General features: G+C 68.4%; 14 protein-coding genes. 4 read left to right on the top strand and 10 right to left on the bottom strand.

Annotated features, from left to right (window positions below; genetic code table 11):
• Positions 1 to 97: 97 nt before the first annotated feature.
• The 4 genes from P8T65_RS34640 to P8T65_RS34625 all read right to left on the bottom strand — a co-directional run bounded on the left by P8T65_RS34640 (position 98) and on the right by P8T65_RS34625 (position 4,390).
• On the bottom strand, positions 98 to 1,480 hold the full coding sequence (locus P8T65_RS34640) for an alpha-amylase family protein (protein ID WP_316729124.1): 1,383 nt from the start codon (positions 1,478 to 1,480) through the stop codon (positions 98 to 100).
• Between the two features lie 459 nt (positions 1,481 to 1,939).
• Positions 1,940 to 2,626 (bottom strand): Clp protease N-terminal domain-containing protein, encoded by a 687-nt coding sequence (locus P8T65_RS34635; protein WP_316729123.1) that lies wholly within the window; start codon positions 2,624 to 2,626, stop codon positions 1,940 to 1,942.
• A 150-nt stretch (positions 2,627 to 2,776) separates the two neighbouring features.
• Complete coding sequence (locus P8T65_RS34630) at positions 2,777 to 3,628, bottom strand: helix-turn-helix transcriptional regulator (RefSeq protein WP_316729122.1); 852 nt, start codon at positions 3,626 to 3,628, stop codon at positions 2,777 to 2,779.
• Positions 3,629 to 3,646: 18 nt separating this feature from the next.
• On the bottom strand, positions 3,647 to 4,390 hold the full coding sequence (locus P8T65_RS34625) for a DUF6879 family protein (protein ID WP_316729121.1): 744 nt from the start codon (positions 4,388 to 4,390) through the stop codon (positions 3,647 to 3,649).
• Between the two features lie 171 nt (positions 4,391 to 4,561).
• Between P8T65_RS34625 and P8T65_RS34620 the strand changes: the two genes are divergently transcribed.
• Both P8T65_RS34620 and P8T65_RS34615 read left to right on the top strand, forming a co-directional pair.
• A complete protein-coding gene (locus P8T65_RS34620) occupies positions 4,562 to 4,762 on the top strand; it encodes a hypothetical protein (RefSeq protein ID WP_316729120.1) in 201 nt (66 codons plus the stop codon).
• Positions 4,759 to 5,199, top strand: coding sequence for a hypothetical protein (locus P8T65_RS34615; protein WP_316729119.1), 441 nt, complete (start codon positions 4,759 to 4,761; stop codon positions 5,197 to 5,199). Before P8T65_RS34620 ends, P8T65_RS34615 begins: the two co-directional genes overlap by 4 nt.
• A 123-nt stretch (positions 5,200 to 5,322) precedes the next feature.
• On the opposite strand, the gene P8T65_RS34610 is transcribed toward P8T65_RS34615, so the two are convergent.
• The 5 genes from P8T65_RS34610 to P8T65_RS34590 all read right to left on the bottom strand — a co-directional run bounded on the left by P8T65_RS34610 (position 5,323) and on the right by P8T65_RS34590 (position 11,479).
• Positions 5,323 to 5,748 carry a hypothetical protein gene (locus tag P8T65_RS34610; RefSeq protein ID WP_316729118.1) on the bottom strand — a complete coding sequence of 142 codons (426 nt, stop codon included), beginning with the start codon at positions 5,746 to 5,748 and terminating at the stop codon, positions 5,323 to 5,325.
• Positions 5,749 to 6,253: 505 nt separating this feature from the next.
• Positions 6,254 to 7,936 (bottom strand): glycoside hydrolase family 13 protein, encoded by a 1,683-nt coding sequence (locus tag P8T65_RS34605; protein WP_316729117.1) that lies wholly within the window; start codon positions 7,934 to 7,936, stop codon positions 6,254 to 6,256.
• 204 nt (positions 7,937 to 8,140) lie between these two features.
• Complete coding sequence (locus P8T65_RS34600; protein ID WP_316729116.1) at positions 8,141 to 9,064, bottom strand: ABC transporter permease subunit; 924 nt, start codon at positions 9,062 to 9,064, stop codon at positions 8,141 to 8,143.
• 13 nt (positions 9,065 to 9,077) lie between these two features.
• Complete coding sequence (locus P8T65_RS34595; protein ID WP_316729115.1) at positions 9,078 to 10,082, bottom strand: sugar ABC transporter permease; 1,005 nt, start codon at positions 10,080 to 10,082, stop codon at positions 9,078 to 9,080.
• 125 nt (positions 10,083 to 10,207) lie between these two features.
• Positions 10,208 to 11,479: an extracellular solute-binding protein gene (locus P8T65_RS34590; protein ID WP_316729114.1), complete on the bottom strand. Its 1,272-nt coding sequence runs from the start codon at positions 11,477 to 11,479 to the stop codon at positions 10,208 to 10,210.
• Positions 11,480 to 11,944: 465 nt separating this feature from the next.
• Between P8T65_RS34590 and P8T65_RS34585 the strand changes: the two genes are divergently transcribed.
• Together P8T65_RS34585 and P8T65_RS34580 are read left to right on the top strand one after the other, a co-directional pair.
• Positions 11,945 to 12,979: a LacI family DNA-binding transcriptional regulator gene (locus P8T65_RS34585; RefSeq protein WP_316729113.1), complete on the top strand. Its 1,035-nt coding sequence runs from the start codon at positions 11,945 to 11,947 to the stop codon at positions 12,977 to 12,979.
• Between the two features lie 132 nt (positions 12,980 to 13,111).
• Entirely contained in the window at positions 13,112 to 13,978 is an 867-nt protein-coding gene (locus P8T65_RS34580) for a phosphatase PAP2 family protein (RefSeq protein WP_316729112.1), read from the top strand.
• Positions 13,979 to 14,257: 279 nt separating this feature from the next.
• Here the strand turns inward: P8T65_RS34580 and P8T65_RS34575 are convergent, their stop codons facing one another.
• Positions 14,258 to 14,404 (bottom strand): hypothetical protein, encoded by a 147-nt coding sequence (locus P8T65_RS34575; RefSeq protein ID WP_316729111.1) that lies wholly within the window; start codon positions 14,402 to 14,404, stop codon positions 14,258 to 14,260.
• Positions 14,405 to 14,936: the final 532 nt, after the last annotated feature.

The following is a 14,936-nucleotide window of genomic DNA, read 5'->3' as shown; positions in this document are numbered from 1 at the left end:
TCCAACGCCAGCAGTTCCAAACCCCGCGCGACCGTATCGCCGCCCGAAAGCGTTTCAGCAAGAGGCTTGAAAGTAACGGTAATTACTTACAGGACCGTCAGCAGCTGCTCTTGCCCGTGTAGATCGCGAGGGCCGTGTTGGAGCCGAGGGTCGCGGCGAGCCGGCCGGAGCTGTTCACGGTCACGGTCGTGTTGTTCTGCACGTTGCAGTAGGTGCCCGCCGCGAGGGAGGTCTGGTACGTGCGACTGAGGCTGCCCGACTCGTGGTTGATGGCCACGAAGCCCTTGCCGCCGCGGCCGAAGGCGATCGCGTCGCCCCCGTTGTCCCACCAGTCGGTGACGGCCTCGCCGCGGGTGGCGTTGCGGAAGGGGACCATGCGCATGATCTCCGGCCAGGCGTGCTGGCACTTCCAGCCGCTCTGCCAACAGGCGCTGACGGCACCGCCGTTGGGCGGTCCGGCGTCGTGGTCGGTGAACTCGTAGCCGGAGTTGATGTCGGGCGCGCCGTACGGGTAGGCCAGCATGAAGACGTTGGCCAGGGTGTAGTTGGCGTTGTCCTTGTAGCTGAGGGTGGAGCCGTTGCGCTCGGTGTCGTGGTTGTCGACGAAGACCCCGGCGACCGAGCTGTTCATGTACCCCCAGCCCTCGCCGTAGTTCTTCAGGTAGGCGAGGTTCTCGTTGTTGAAGACCCGCTTGAGGTCGAAGGCGTACCGGAACTCCTGGACGTCCCCGTTGCCGGTGTACTCGCTCGGCTGGACGGCCTCCCCGGAACCGTAGATGGCCTCCTGCTTCCAGTACACGGACGGGTTGTTCAGCCGTGACTTGATGTTGGCCAGGTCGGCGGCGGGGATGTGCTTGGCGGCGTCGATCCGGAAGCCGTCGACGCCGTAGCCGAGCAGGCTGTTCATGTACCCGGCGATGGCCGACCGGACGTACTCCTCACCGGTGTCGAGGTCGGCGAGCCCGACGAGCTCGCAGTTCTGGACGTTGGCGCGGTTGGAGTAGTCACTGATGGTGGCGGTGCAGTCGTCGAAGTCGAACGACGAGTACAGGCCGGGATAGGTGTACTTCGAGTACGACGAGCCGCCGGTGCCGGTGCCGCTCCCCGCCGACATGTGGTTGACGACCGCGTCGACGACGACCTTGACGCCGGCCGCGTGACACGTGTCGATCATGTTCTTGAAGGCGGTGGCGTCCCCGAGCCGCCCGGCGATCCGGTAGCTGACGGGCTGGTACGACGTCCACCACTGCGAGCCCTGTATGTGCTCGGCGGGCGGCGAGACCTGGACGTAGCCGTACCCGTTGGGGCCGAGGGTGTTGGTGCACTCCTTGGCGACGGAGGCGAAGTTCCACTCGAACAGGACGGCGGTGACGTCCTTGGTGCCGGGCGGAGAGGCGTACGCGCTCCCGGCGGGCATCGCGAGCGCGATCGACGCGCCGGCCGCGAGAGCGAGCGCGCCGGAGAGGGTTCTGCTGGCCATGTGTGGGGTCCTTCTCCGTTGAAGGGGTCCGAAGATCGACTGAAGGGGCCCTGAGGATCGGCAGGGACTGGGGACCCGAGACGATCCACGCAAGATTCGTTGCCGCTTCTTGCTGCAAGATGACTGAAAACTTTCAACCGAGAGGAAAGTACGAGCCCACTCGGCGGACGGTCAACCCTCCGGACACACCTTCTTCACGCGCGCGAAATCTCTTCACGGGGCGGGGTGTTGGAGCGAGGCCTTGAATGAAACGGGGGCTTCGAAGGGCACAGCGACGAGGTCGGCTCGAATGCTGAGGGTTCCTGTCCTGTCTCGGATAAGTCCGGGCATCATGCCGCGTTGACCTGCGGTGCCCGGACTTGACTGAGACGGGATTCGTCGGCGTGTCTCACTCAAGCCTGGGCAGAGAGCCGCGTTCTCGCAGTCCGGCGGGTTGTGCTCGCCGGGGCCGTGGTGGGCTCAGGCTTCGAGAGCGGCCGGGTCGAAGCCGGCCGCGGTCAGGACGTCGGAGGCGACTCCGCGGCCGACCTGGGCGAGGCCGATCAGCAGGTCGTCGCAGTCGATGTGGTCGGAGCCGTTCCGTTGAGAGCGCGCCTCGGCGATGGCGATGGCCTTGCGGGAATAGGGCGTCCAGGCGATGCGCTGGGCCGCCTGGGAAGCTCCCATGCTCAGCCTGGTGCCGACGGATCGGTGGACCGTTTTCGGCGAGAGCCCGGCGGCTTGCAGGAGGCGGGTGGCGCTGTTGTCCTCCGCGGTCAGTCCCCAGAGCAGGTGCTCGGTGCCGATGTAGTTGTTGCGGTGGTGCACCGCCGCTTCCTTGACGTGGACCATCGCCTGTCGGAGGTCGTCGGTCATTGTGTCGGGGCTGTAGCGCTTGTGCGGCGCATGGAAACGCTGCTGGACCGCCTGCCGGGTCACGCCCAGGGCGGTGCCGATGTCGGTCCATGAGGAGCCGTGCATCCGGCAGTGCTCGACGTAGTCTTCCACCAGATCGTCTGCCAGCGCCTGCATCTGGCCTGCAAGTTGGGCGGCGACGGTCAGCAGAGCGAGCCAGTCGGGCTGCTCTTGTCCGCTGGTGCTGCGGTGTGCGGTGTCGCAGCGTCGGTCAACTTCCGCGATGAGATCGTCCAGGTCCGGGAGAGCCATGAGGCAAGTACGCCTTGACAATTTAGAATTGTCAAGGCGTACTTGCCTCGCGCTGATGGTCGGCGACGATCACCCCCTGAACTCGGCAGCTTCTATGGATCGCTCGATGCACAGCTCACTTGCCCGGAGATCTCCGAGACTGCCCGGACATCACAGAGGCAGGACAGTTCGGCGCGCATCAGCGATGAGCCGGTGTGCGTCGGCTCCGTGCACGGCCGACTCGCGAAGCGTCCGCCACGTGCGGAGGTACAGGGCGATCGGGTCGGCGTCGTCGATCCACAGTTCCGCGTGCCATGTCTCGACCATGACGAGGCGATCGTCATGGATCCAGAACCCGCCCGTGGGCGGGATCTTCAGCGATGCGGTCAGGGGGATGATCCCAAGGGCAACGGTGTCCAGCCCGACCAGTCCGGCAAGACGATCGAGTTGCGCGGCGAGAACGGCGGGCGGGCAGATGAGCGCCCGGAGCGCGGTCTCGCCGATCAGGATGTTGAACCGCTTGGTCCCGTCGTACAGCAGTTCCTGCCGCCTCAAACGAGCACGCACGGCGTCCTCGGTATCACGGGGCGAGCGCTGGAGTTCGGCATACCGGGTGAAGACCGACCTCGCGTAGTCAGCCGTCTGGAGAATGCCGGGCACGGTGACGCTCTCGAAGCCGTGTACGACAGCCGAGCGCTCGTACTCAGCGGCGATGGCCTGCTGAACAGGCTGGTGCCCGGCAGCGAGCCGGCGGCGCCACGAGCGGATATGCGACTCGAACCCCTTGAGCCGGGCGAGAAGTTCTCCGTACGCGTCGGGGTGACCGGTCGCGTCAGCCCAGGCTTGGAGATCTTCGGGGGTCGCTGTCTGCTTCCCGTTCTCCAGCTTCGAGATCTTGGGTTGTGACCAGCCCAGGAGCAGGGCGAGGCGGGCGCCGGTCAGACGCCCGTCCCGCGCGGACATACGCAGCTCACGCAGCCGCACCCCGAGCGCTTCGCGTGCCTGCTGGTAGTCCGTTGTCACCGATGGCCGCCCGCACTTCTAGCTGGTGGCCGCTGCGAGTCGCCGGAACGGGACGGCGTGATGCCAGGCGGCATCTCGCAGCATCGAGTACCGGATCACTTCGGACGGCTCGGTGGTCAGCTCCACGTCAGTCAGCTCGTCCGCTTCGGTGAAGTTGAGCCGGGCGACAAGCCGGGAGTCGAAGATCCAGAAGTCCTCGTTACCGAGCCGCAACCGCTCGGCCTCCGCACGGCGCAGGATCCGGATGTCCTCACCGAGTTCGGTGTTCCGCACGGCGTTGATCATGAGGTAGCGCTGCCCCTCTGTGGGCGGTTCGTCAAGCAGTCGAACGCGGCCAACGGTCTTCCCGGCCGCCGTCTGGCGCCTGATCGTCTCGCAGTACCAGGAGCGCATGTCCCAGTCGACGCGACCCTCGTCGAGGTACTGCCTGTAAGTCTCGGTGGCCTCGTCGGACGCGTAACGGCGCCTGGTCTCCACCCTCCAGGCGGTGTGCTCGAAGTTCTCGAACAGCCGGTTGAAGGCCGCGAGATCGATAACGCGGGCCCGCCTCGTCGCGTCCTTGGGCGCCCAGTCGGTGATCAGCTCACGAGGTACGACAATGGCGACCTCACCGGGCCCGAGGTGGTGGAGCTGGGCAACGTCCCCAGGGTCGGTCAGCAGTGGACCATGCACGATCACTTCACCGGTGCCGGCGTCCTCGTGGATCGACGGGCAGCCGGTATCTCCGCTGCCGGTGCCGTTGAAGCGGATGTTGCGCGCCATGCGCCTCCCTCATCCGGTCCTGCTCGGTGCACTGATCTTGCCGCCGTGTGTCAGCTCCGGCTATGGACCGCCGGGCACCTCACGGGAATCATTGCTTATATGTCGTAACTACCCACGAATATCGGTGAATATCTGCCATCGGCTCATCGGCCCCTCCGCAAGGCTCATTTCATGGTCACAGCACAGGAGCCGGGCACCACCGCCGCTGAAGCGGTCGAGGTGCTACGTGAAGCACTGACGGCGGCAGGCATCGTTCTGCCGTCCCCGGGGGCGGACCTGGCGTCGCCCGGACTGAACCTGATCACCCTCGGTCGCGTCCGCGCAGGCGTCGCGCTGCGGCTGGCCGATGCCATCCGGTGGGGACGCTCATGAACGGCTACACCCCGGGGATCGGCGATCTGGTCTACGACGAGGTATCGCATCGGATTGGCGAGGTGATGGGACAGACGGGGCCGTACTGGCAGCTGCGGCCTGTCGGTGGCGGGCGGGAATGGGACGCACGGGCCACCCTCCGGCCAGCCACGGCGGCGGAGAAGTTGTCGGCGGGCGTGGCACTGGCCAACGCCCAGAGCCGAGGCAAGGTCGCCGTGAGCGCGGTGGACGGCCAGCAGGAGGACGCTTCCGGGAGCACAAGGCTCCTCCGAGCCGTCACGAAGGATGCGAGGTTGCTCCGGATCGACGAGGCGGCGTACGACATGGCGGCGTATCAGCGGCTGCTGGAGCACGGACAGTCGTGTCCGGAGTGCGCGGAGGGAGTGTGCCCCGAGGCCCGCGCCCTGTGGAGGACGGTCAAGCGACGAGAGCCGTAGGCGCCCGGGGCACGGAGTGCGTCCGGTGACGCGACACGGCACAGGACTCCGGCGTGTGCCGAGACGGGGCGTTCCTGCCCGTCGACGGTTCTGTTGGCGCCGGAGCTGCATCGTTCGGCGGGCTCAGGCCACCGTCGGCCCGTCACCGTGGCGTTCGTGGATTCGCTTCACCTGCCTGGCCCAGAACATGAACTTCTCGTCGGCCGACGCGCTCATGGGGAGTAGTCGCAGTTCCTTGGCCAATTGATAGAACCCGGAGCCCGCGTTGTTGGCGCCCAGGTAGTTGACCAGGGCCGAGAGCATGAGTGGTGGGTCCGAAGGGGCGATCTCCTGGTCTCGCTCCACGATCAATCCGAGCAGATGCCCCATCGCGGCCCGCTCGTCGGCACGGTCGAAGTCGAAAGGACGACAGCCTGTCCGCCTGGCGAGGGTCACGTTCAGCTCGGTGTACGAGGTCAGCCTTCCCAGCTTCGCCCGTTCGACGAGAAAATCGTGCCCGACGTCTGCCAGCTCCGCCCATTCACTGTCCGCGCGACCGTATCCAGACATCCCGCCCCCTGCGTCGAGTCGATCCGTGAGCGAGAACGTACGGGGTCGGAAGCCGGTCAAGGCCCGTCCGCCGAGCATCCGCACAAGAACTTGCCCCGACAGCTCTACAGGTGGTCACGGCCAGCCGAAGATCTGTTCGTGCGTGACGACGGCTTCGGGCCGTGGGAGGTGGTGTCCCTGACCTGCACCCGCTCCTGGTTCAGCGACCGTGCCACATGGCGGAGGTATATGGACGCTGGTCGACTTCGGGACGGCCGACGGACAGGTGTGGGACTGGGACCCCCACGCATGCTGCACGGACCGCGCCCTGGCGCCGCTTGGACGGTCCCTGGACCAGTTGCTCTTCGACTGATCGCGCGCGGCGGCATGGCCGAGGGGATCGCCCGTCATGACGGATTCGGTGGAGTCGCGTTGTCGGGCGTAGTCGGAAGGCTCGCCACCCGGCCGACAGGGGGTGGCGAGCTCAAGTCCCGTCGGACGGGACCGCGTCTCCTCGAACGGTCCGTCAGCCGGTCGTCCACCACACCGTCGTGTCGCCCGGCAGCTTCGCCTCGTCGTCGGCCACCGTCACCTCGCCGCTCGCGACCAGGACCCGGCCGTACGCGGGGATGCGGACCGCCTCGCCCGTGGTGTTGGCGACGCACACGAAGTCGCCCCGGCGGAAGGCCAGGACGCCGCCGGGGGCCTTCAGCCACTCCACCGAGTCGCCCGCGCCGAGGCCGGGCTGTTCACGGCGGACGGACAGGGCCGTGCGGTACAGCTCCAGGGTCGACTCCGCGACGCCCGTCTGCGCCTCGACGCTCAGGTCGGCCCATACGGCGGGCTGCGGCAGCCAGGAGCCGCCGGTGCCGAAGCCGTACGAGGAGCCGGCGCGGGTCCACGGGATCGGCACCCGGCAGCCGTCGCGGAAGCCGTCCTGGCCGGCGCCCCGGAAGTACGCGGGGTCCTGGCGGACCTCGTCCGGCAGGTCGACGACGTCGGGGAGGCCGAGTTCCTCGCCCTGGTAGACGTAGGCCGAGCCGGGCAGGGCCAGCATCAGGAGCGAGGCGGCGCGGGCGCGGCGCAGGCCCAGCGCTCGGTCGCCCGCGAGGCGGATCTGCGTGCCGAGGCCCGGTTCGTTGGCGAAGCGGGTGGCGTGGCGGGTCACGTCGTGGTTCGACAGCACCCACGTCGCGGGGGCGTTCACCGGACGCATCGCGTCCAGCGTGCGGTCGATGACGACCTTCAGCTCGGCCGCGTCCCAGTCGGTGCCCAGGTACTGGAAGTTGAAGGCCTGGTGGAGCTCGTCCGGCCGGACGTAGTTGGCGGTGCGTTCGACGGTCGGGGTCCAGGCCTCCGCGACGAAGATGCGGTCCCCCGCGTACTCGTCCAGCACCAGGCGCCATTCGCGGTAGATCGCGTGGACGCCGTCCTGGTCGAAGAAGGGCATGACATCGTTGCCCAGCAGCTTCAGCTGGTCGTGGGCGCCGAGGTCCGGGAGGCCGTCCGCCTTGACCAGGCCGTGGGCGACGTCGATACGGAAGCCGTCGACGCCCATGTCCAGCCAGAAGCGGAGGATGGAGCGGAACTCGTCGCCGACCGCCGGGTGGTCCCAGTTGAAGTCGGGCTGCTCCGGGGCGAAGAGGTGCAGGTACCACTCGCCGGGGGTGCCGTCCGGTTCCGTCACCCGCGTCCACGCCGGGCCGCCGAAGATGGACTCCCAGTCGTTGGGCGGGAATTCACCGTCCGCGCCCTTGCCGGGGCGGAAGTGGTAGCGGTCGCGCAGCGGCGAACCGGGACCCTCCGCCACCGCCCGCTTGAACCACTCGTGCTGGTCGGAGGAGTGGTTCGGGACCAGGTCGACGATGATGCGCAGGCCGAGCCCGTGGGCGTCGCGGATCAGGGCGTCCGCGTCGAGCAGCGATCCGAACATCGGGTCCACCGCACGGTAGTCGGCGACGTCGTAGCCGGCGTCGGCCTGCGGGGAGGCGTAGAACGGGCTGAGCCACACGGCGTCGATGCCGAGGTCGCGCAGGTACGGGAGTCGGGAACGTACGCCCTCCAGGTCGCCCATGCCGTCGCCGTTGCTGTCGGCGAAGCTGCGCGGATAGACCTGGTAGATCACCGCGTCGCGCCACCAGTCCCTGCGCGGGGCGGTGGCGACGTCGGAGGTCGGGGCCGGGTCGGCGGCGGAGTGCTGCTGGCTCATGGCGTCCTTGCTACGTAACGGGTTCATCGGTTCGGAAGATCAGAAGCAGCTGTGGGGGCGGGGGACAGAGGCGGCCACGATGCCGGCGGGGTCGGATGGACACCGTGGCCGCCACCCGCGCCCCGAAGGGGCGCGGGGAACTGCGCGACCAGCCACGACGAGAGCCGCAGAGGAACGACGGCCCCTCGCGGCGAGGCCGGGCGGTCAGCCCTTGGTGCCGCCCGCGGTCAGTCCCGTCACCAGGTTCTTCTGCACGAGGTAGAAGAACGCGGAGACGGGGATCGCGACCAGCACGGCGGTGGCCGCCATCAGGTTGCGCTGGGCGTCGTGTTCGCTGACGAAGCTCTGCAGACCGACGGCGAAGGTGTACTTCGTGTCGGACAGCATGAACGTCGAGGCGAAGGCGACCTCCCCGAACGCGGTGATGAAGCTGTAGAACGCGGCGACCGCGAGGCCCGGCTTGGCGAGCGGCAGGATCAGCCGTGCGAAGGTGCCGAAGGGGGTGAGCCCGTCGACGCGTCCCGCCTCGTCGATCTCGAAGGGTATCGTGTCGAAGTAGCCCTTGAGCAGCCAGGCGCAGTAGGGCACGGCCGTCGAGCAGTAGACGAGGACGAGGCCGAGGTAGCTGTCGACGAGCCGCAGTTCCGAGAGGATCTCGTACATCGGCACCATCAGGACGGCCACCGGGAACATCTGCGTGACCAGGAGCACCCACATGAACTTCCGGTAGCCCGGGAAGCGCATGCGGGAGACGGCGTAACCGGTGGTCGCCGCGATCAGCACCCCGAGGACGGTGGTGCCGAGCGAGACGACGAGGGTGCTGATCAGCCAGTCGAAGAACGGTGTCTCCTGAAGCACGTGCGAGTAGTTGGCAAAGGTCATTTTGCCGAAGATGCGCCCGGGATGCAGGTAATCGTCCTTGTCCGGTCCGAGGGACAGGAAGACCAGCCAGGCGATCGGGAAGAGTGCGGCCAGGCTCGCGACGATGAGGATCGCGTGGGAGGCGAGGGAGCCGGCGCGGCTGTTCTCGCCGCGTCGGCGGCTCCGGGGCGCCGAGGGGGCCGGCGCGGTCGGCCGGTCCGCGGCGGCCGTGGCCGTGCCGGTCGTCGTGGGCGTCGTGGTGCTCATGGGGGCTCCTGCCTCAGATCGCGAGCTGCTGCTCATCGCGGTTCAGCCAGCGGCGGTAGACGGAGGTGAAGACGATCAGGATGGCCAGCAGCAGGATGCCGTAGGCCGCCGACTGCGCGAAGTCACGCGGTTGCTGCCCGAAGCCGAGGTAGTAGGCCCAGGTCACGAGGATCTGCGCCTCGGGCGCGGTGTCGCCGAACAGCAGGAAGATGACGGCGAACTGGTTGAACGTCCAGATGACGCCGAGGAGTACGACGGTGGAGCTGACCGAGCGCAGGCCCGGCAGGGTGACGTAGCGGAAGCGCTGCCAGGCGCTCGCGCCGTCCATCTCCGCCGCCTCGTACAGCGAGGAGTCGATGGACTGCAGGCCGCCGAGCAGCGAGACCATCATGAACGGCACACCGCACCAGGTGTTGACCATGATCGCGGCGAACCGCTGCCAGAAGGTGTCCTCCAGCCACAGCGGTGCCGGCAGGTGCAGTGCTTCGAGGCCGGCGTTGATCACACCGCCGTCGGCGAGCATGAACCGCCAGCCGAAGACGGTGACGAAGGTCGGCACGGCCCATGGCAGGACCAGGATCAGCCGGTAGAAGGTGCGGCCGCGCAGCTTCTGGTTGAGCAACAGCGCGAGGCCGAGGCCGATGAAGTAGTGCAGGGCGACGCAGAGCGCCGTCCAGACGATCGTCCAGATGAAGTGCGACCAGAAGCGGTCGTACGACGTCGGGCCCCAGAGGATGTCGGCGTAGTTGTCGAAGCCGATGAACTCGTAGGTGGCCTCGATGTGGTTGGCGCCGATCGTGCGCGCCGAGTTGAGGCTGTTGGCGTTGGTGAGGGTGAGGTAGAGCCCGCGCGCCAGCGGATACAGCACCAGGACGCCGAGCACGACGACCACGGGGGCGATCATCGCGTACGCGTACCAGTACCGCTGGTACGACTGCTTCAGGCGCGACAGCGGGCCCGGGCGCCCGCCCGGTTCACCTCGGCGTTGGCCGGTCGCTCGGTCGATGGCGACTGTCATCGTTCGACACCTTCTGGAAGATCACTGGAAGATCGGGGGCCGGGCTGCCCGGGGACCGGGCCGGTGGCCGCCGCCTCCGTCTCCCGGCCGCGGCCGGGAGGGTGGGACACGGCGGCCACCCGGGATCACTTGCTGTAGTCCGGGACCAGCTTGGCGATCGCGGTCTCCGCGTTGCCCAGGCCCTTGTCCAGGGACTCCTTGCCGCCGGCGATCGCGAGCAGCTCGGTCTCCAGCGGACCCCACAGGGAGCTGTACTCGGGCAGCTCGGGGCGCGGCTGGGCGGCGGCGAGCACGGTCTGGTAGCCGGCGATGCCCGGGTCACCCTTCACCTCGGCGGTGTAGGCGTCGTCGCGCGTGGGCAGCGTGGAGTTCTTCAGGGCGATGGTCTCCTGGGACTTCGCCGAGGTCATGAAGTTGACGAACTTCAGCGACGCCTCCTGGTGCGCCTTGTCCGAGCCGGCGTAGACCGAGAGGTTGTGGCCGCCGGTCGGGGCGCCCGCCTTGCCGGTGGAGCCGGCCGGGACGGTGGCGATGCCCAGGTTGGCCTTGTCCTTGAAGGCCGAGCCCTTGTAGAAGTTCGTGATCTCCCACGGGCCCTGGATGATCGAGGCGACCTTGCCGTTGACGAAGGCGTCCTGGATGTGGGCGTAGGCGTCGGCGGTGGTGTCCGCCTTGTGCAGGCCCTTGCCGTCGAAGAGGTCCAGCCAGGTGCCGTACGCCTTCTTGGCCTCGGCGGAGTTCACGGTGATCTTCTTCTGCGCGACGTCGACGGTGTCGGTGCCCTCGCCGTAGAGGAAGGACTGGGCGTAGTAGGCCTGGGTGGAGCCCCAGTAGCCGTCGACGCCGGTCTTGTCCTTGACGGTGGCGGCGGCCTTCTTCAGGTCGTCCCAGCTCTTCGGGGCCTCGGTGATGCCGGCCTTCTCGAAGAGCTCCTTGTTGTAGACCAGCGCCAGGGTGTCGGTGACGAACGGGACGCCGTAGGTCTTGCCGTCGTACTGGGCCTGCTTGATCAGGCTGGGCTGGAACTTGTCCTGGTCCTTGAGGGCCTCGGTGCCGTCCAGCGGCAGGAAGAAGCCCTTCTTGGCGAAGGCGGGCGTCCAGCCGACCTCGGAGCGCAGGATGTCCGGCGCGCCCGTGGCGCCGGCGGCGGTGTCGAACTTGTTCTGCGCCTGATCGAAGGGCACGTTGACGTACTTGACCTTGATGTTCTTGTTGGCGGCCTCGAACTCCTTGACCAAGGCCTTGTACGTCGGCGCCTCATTGGTGGCGTTGGAGGTGTCCCACCAGGTGATGGTGACCGGACCGTCGGCCGATTCGCCGCTGTCGCTTCCGCCGCAGGCCGTCGCCGTGAGGGCGATCGACGCCACCAGCGCGGTGGCCGCTATGCCACGCCGCATGAGATCTCCTTGAGGGTGAAAGCCCGTGTACCGGGCAGAGGGCCCCGTCTGCCGCTCCTGCCGGGTTCCGGCCGCGCCGTCGCCGCCGCCGGGCGAGGCCGAACGTAACAGCGTTGTAAGCGCGACGAAAGACCTTGCTGCAAAAAATTGCAACCACGGGGGATGGTTATCGGCCCGTAACCTGCACTCGACTTGGCCGAAACCTGCCATCAGAGCCGCTCAGCGGGGGTTCAAGGAGCTGTGCAAGACTCTGCAAGCTCTTGCCACCACTGGCCAGGGCGGCCATCATCACCCTGTCAGCGCCTTGCGAAGTCCACCCCTTCCGCACACGGGCGCCCCCACGGACACCGACCAGAATCACGAGGGACCGCGATGACGCAGCAGCCCGCGCCGGGCCGCATCCCCGCCCGCCCCCGACGCCGGGCCGGTGGGCAAGCGCAGGTCCGGCCGGTACAGTCCAGTGCTGTGACCACACGGCTTGCCGATATCGCAGCCCAGGCGGGGGTCAGCGAGGCGACTGTCAGCCGCGTCCTGAACGGGAAGCCGGGCGTCGCCGCGACCACTCGCCAGTCCGTTCTGGCCGCCCTCGACGTGCTGGGCTACGAGCGGCCGGTCCGGCTCCGGCAGCGCAGCGCGGGCCTGGTGGGCCTCATAACCCCGGAGCTGGAGAACCCCATATTCCCGGCCCTGGCGCAGGTCATCGGCCAGGCGCTGACCCGGCAGGGGTACACCCCGGTGCTCGCCACCCAGACCCCCGGCGGATCGACGGAGGACGAGCTGACGGAGATGCTGGTCGACCGGGGGGTCGCCGGCATCATCTTCGTCTCCGGTCTGCACGCCGACACCTCCGCCGACATGCAGCGTTACGAGCAGCTGCGCGCCCAGGGCGTGCCGTTCGTCCTCGTCGACGGTTTCTCACCGAAGGTGCAGGCCCCCTTCATCTCGCCGGACGACCGGGCGGCGATGTCCCTCGCGGTGACGCACCTGGTCTCGCTCGGTCACACCCGGATAGGTCTGGCGCTGGGTCCGAAGCGGTTCGTGCCGGTGCAGCGCAAGATCGAGGGTTTCGTCCGCACGATGCAGGACCAGCTGGGGCTCCAGGCGGCAACCGTCGAGTCCGAACTCGTCCAGCACTCCCTCTACACGCTGGAGGGCGGCCAGGCCGCGGCCATGGCGCTCATCGACCGCGACTGCACGGCGGTGGTGTGCGCGAGCGACATGATGGCGCTCGGCGCGATCCGGGCGGCCCGGCAGCGGGGGCTGGAGGTCCCGGACGACATCTCGGTCGTCGGCTTCGACGACTCCCCCCTGATCGCCTTCACCGACCCACCGCTGACGACCGTCCGCAAGCCGGTGCCGGCGATGGGACAGGCGGCGGTGCGAACGTTGCTGGAGGAGATCGGGGGGACTCCGGCGCCGCACAGCGAATTCGTGTTCATGCCGGAACTGGTGGTGCGGGGGTCGACCGCCTCGGCGCCTGGGGACCGCTCTCGTACCTGAGGCGGAGATATGGGGGAACGATGCGGTACGTACGGAGGACAAGGCCCTCGGCGCTACCCCGACGAACGTGCGTGACGAACCCGACCAGAGGATGATCGGTGGGGTACCGGATTTCTGGCAGACTCTGTGCCCATGGGTGAAACGACCGTGACGACACTCGAGGAAGGCCGGGAGCAGGCCGCTCCGCGGTCCGTCACGGGCGCGCCGGAGCAGCAGAGGTTCCTGCACCGGCTGCGGGTCCCGCGCAGGCCGCGTCTGTGGTTCGAGATCCTGCTGATCGCGGTGAGTTACTGGACGTACTCCCTGATCCGCAACGCGGTCCCGGAGCAGAAGACGCAGGCGCTGAAGAACGCCGACTGGATCTGGAAGGTGGAGCACCACCTCGGGATCGCGGTCGAGGAGACGATCAACCACTCCGTGAACTCGGTGACATGGCTGATCGTCGGCATGAACTACTACTACGCGACCCTGCACTTCATCGTCACGCTCGGTGTCCTCGTGTGGATCTACCGTAGTCATCCGGGCCGTTACGCGGCGACACGTCTGGTCCTCTTCGCGACCACCGCGGTGGCCCTGGTGGGCTACTACCTCTACCCGCTGGCCCCGCCCAGGCTGATGACCAACGAGCACTTCATCGACACGGTCGTCGTCCACCAGACCTGGGGCTCCATGGCCTCGGGCGACCTGAAGAACATGTCCAACCAGTACGCGGCGATGCCGTCCATGCACATCGGCTGGTCGCTGTGGTGCGGGCTGACGATCTTCGCGCTGGCGTCGGTGCCGTGGGTGCGGGTACTGGGCCTGCTCTACCCCACGCTGACACTCGTCGTCATCGTCGCCACCGCCAACCACTTCTGGCTGGACGCGGTCGGCGGCATGCTCTGCCTGGCCTTCGGCTACGGCGTGGCCCGCGCCTGGTACGGCACCCTGCCGTACGCGCTGCCGCGCCAGGTGACGGGGGGCATCCGGGAACCGGAACTGGAACCGGTCAAGGCGTAGGCCCGGCCGGGGCGCCGGCGGCTTCCCGCAGGGACTGACGAAGGGTGCGCGGAGCGGGCCGAAGGGTGCGCGGAGCGGGCTGTGCGTTGTCGGGTGCGGCCCGGTGGGGGCTGGTCGCGCAGTTCCCCGCGCCCCTTGAGGGCCTACGGCCACTCAGGGGCGAAAAGCAGGGGGCGCAGCCCTGCTTTTCAGGGGCGCGGGGAACTGCGCGAGAAGCCCCACCGGGCCGCACCCGACAACGCACCCCGCCGACCACACACCCCGCCGGCCCGCAGCGCGTCACCCCGCGTCGGCCGTGTCGAGCGACCGGACCAGCACGGCCACACCAGCGGGCATCCCGACGACATAGCCGACCACGAGCCCGAAGCCTTGGCCGGTGGTCGCGGGGAGGGCCCAGTTCGTCGCGGCGGCCACCGTCAGGGCCACCGTCGCGAGCGTCAGGAACGCGGTACCGCTCGGCCGCGGGCCCGAACGAGGCCATACCGATCAACGCCGCGACGAGAGCGGGATCGGGCAGCCACCCGAAGAACCACCCCACCAGCGTGGCGACCCTGGCGACGGCGAGACCGGCGAGTTCCAGGTACACGGTGTTGACCACCGGCTCGGACGCCACCACCGCCCCCCAAGAGGGACGCCCCACGGCCCCACCGCTGCCGCCCTCAGGATCCCTTCTTCACCCACACGCGCAGACTAGCCGTGGTCAGGGTGGATGCGGCCGGTCCGGACGGTGGCACCGATCCCCCGGTCCGGGCTATGGCGCCGGCCGCCGGCCGCCGGTCCAGAGGATGACACCGATCAGCCCACCCGGGCTGCGGCACCGACCCGCCCACCCGGCCAGCGGCATCGACCCGCCGACCCGGACGAGGGCACGGACCCATCGCTCCGGATGGTGGCCCCGAACCGCCGGTCCGGACGGTGACACCGACGCACGGGACCCTCGAATGACACCGATCGGCCC

This window comes from Streptomyces sp. 11x1 (assembly GCF_032598905.1).
Taxonomy (GTDB): domain Bacteria; phylum Actinomycetota; class Actinomycetes; order Streptomycetales; family Streptomycetaceae; genus Streptomyces.
This window is presented reverse-complemented; position numbering and strand designations above follow the sequence as displayed.

What these genes read in the sequence shown, in the direction of transcription:
- P8T65_RS34640 (WP_316729124.1), bottom strand. Translation starts at nt 1,480, where the DNA reads ATGGCCAGCAGAACCCTCTCCGGCGCGCTCGCTCTCGCGGCCGGCGCG.
- P8T65_RS34635 (WP_316729123.1), bottom strand. Translation starts at nt 2,626, where the DNA reads ATGGCTCTCCCGGACCTGGACGATCTCATCGCGGAAGTTGACCGACGC.
- P8T65_RS34625 (WP_316729121.1), bottom strand. Translation starts at nt 4,390, where the DNA reads ATGGCGCGCAACATCCGCTTCAACGGCACCGGCAGCGGAGATACCGGC.
- P8T65_RS34620 (WP_316729120.1), top strand. Translation starts at nt 4,562, where the DNA reads ATGGTCACAGCACAGGAGCCGGGCACCACCGCCGCTGAAGCGGTCGAG.
- P8T65_RS34615 (WP_316729119.1), top strand. Translation starts at nt 4,759, where the DNA reads ATGAACGGCTACACCCCGGGGATCGGCGATCTGGTCTACGACGAGGTA.
- P8T65_RS34610 (WP_316729118.1), bottom strand. Translation starts at nt 5,748, where the DNA reads ATGTCTGGATACGGTCGCGCGGACAGTGAATGGGCGGAGCTGGCAGAC.
- P8T65_RS34605 (WP_316729117.1), bottom strand. Translation starts at nt 7,936, where the DNA reads ATGAGCCAGCAGCACTCCGCCGCCGACCCGGCCCCGACCTCCGACGTC.
- P8T65_RS34600 (WP_316729116.1), bottom strand. Translation starts at nt 9,064, where the DNA reads ATGAGCACCACGACGCCCACGACGACCGGCACGGCCACGGCCGCCGCG.
- P8T65_RS34595 (WP_316729115.1), bottom strand. Translation starts at nt 10,082, where the DNA reads ATGACAGTCGCCATCGACCGAGCGACCGGCCAACGCCGAGGTGAACCG.
- P8T65_RS34590 (WP_316729114.1), bottom strand. Translation starts at nt 11,479, where the DNA reads ATGCGGCGTGGCATAGCGGCCACCGCGCTGGTGGCGTCGATCGCCCTC.
- P8T65_RS34580 (WP_316729112.1), top strand. Translation starts at nt 13,112, where the DNA reads ATGGGTGAAACGACCGTGACGACACTCGAGGAAGGCCGGGAGCAGGCC.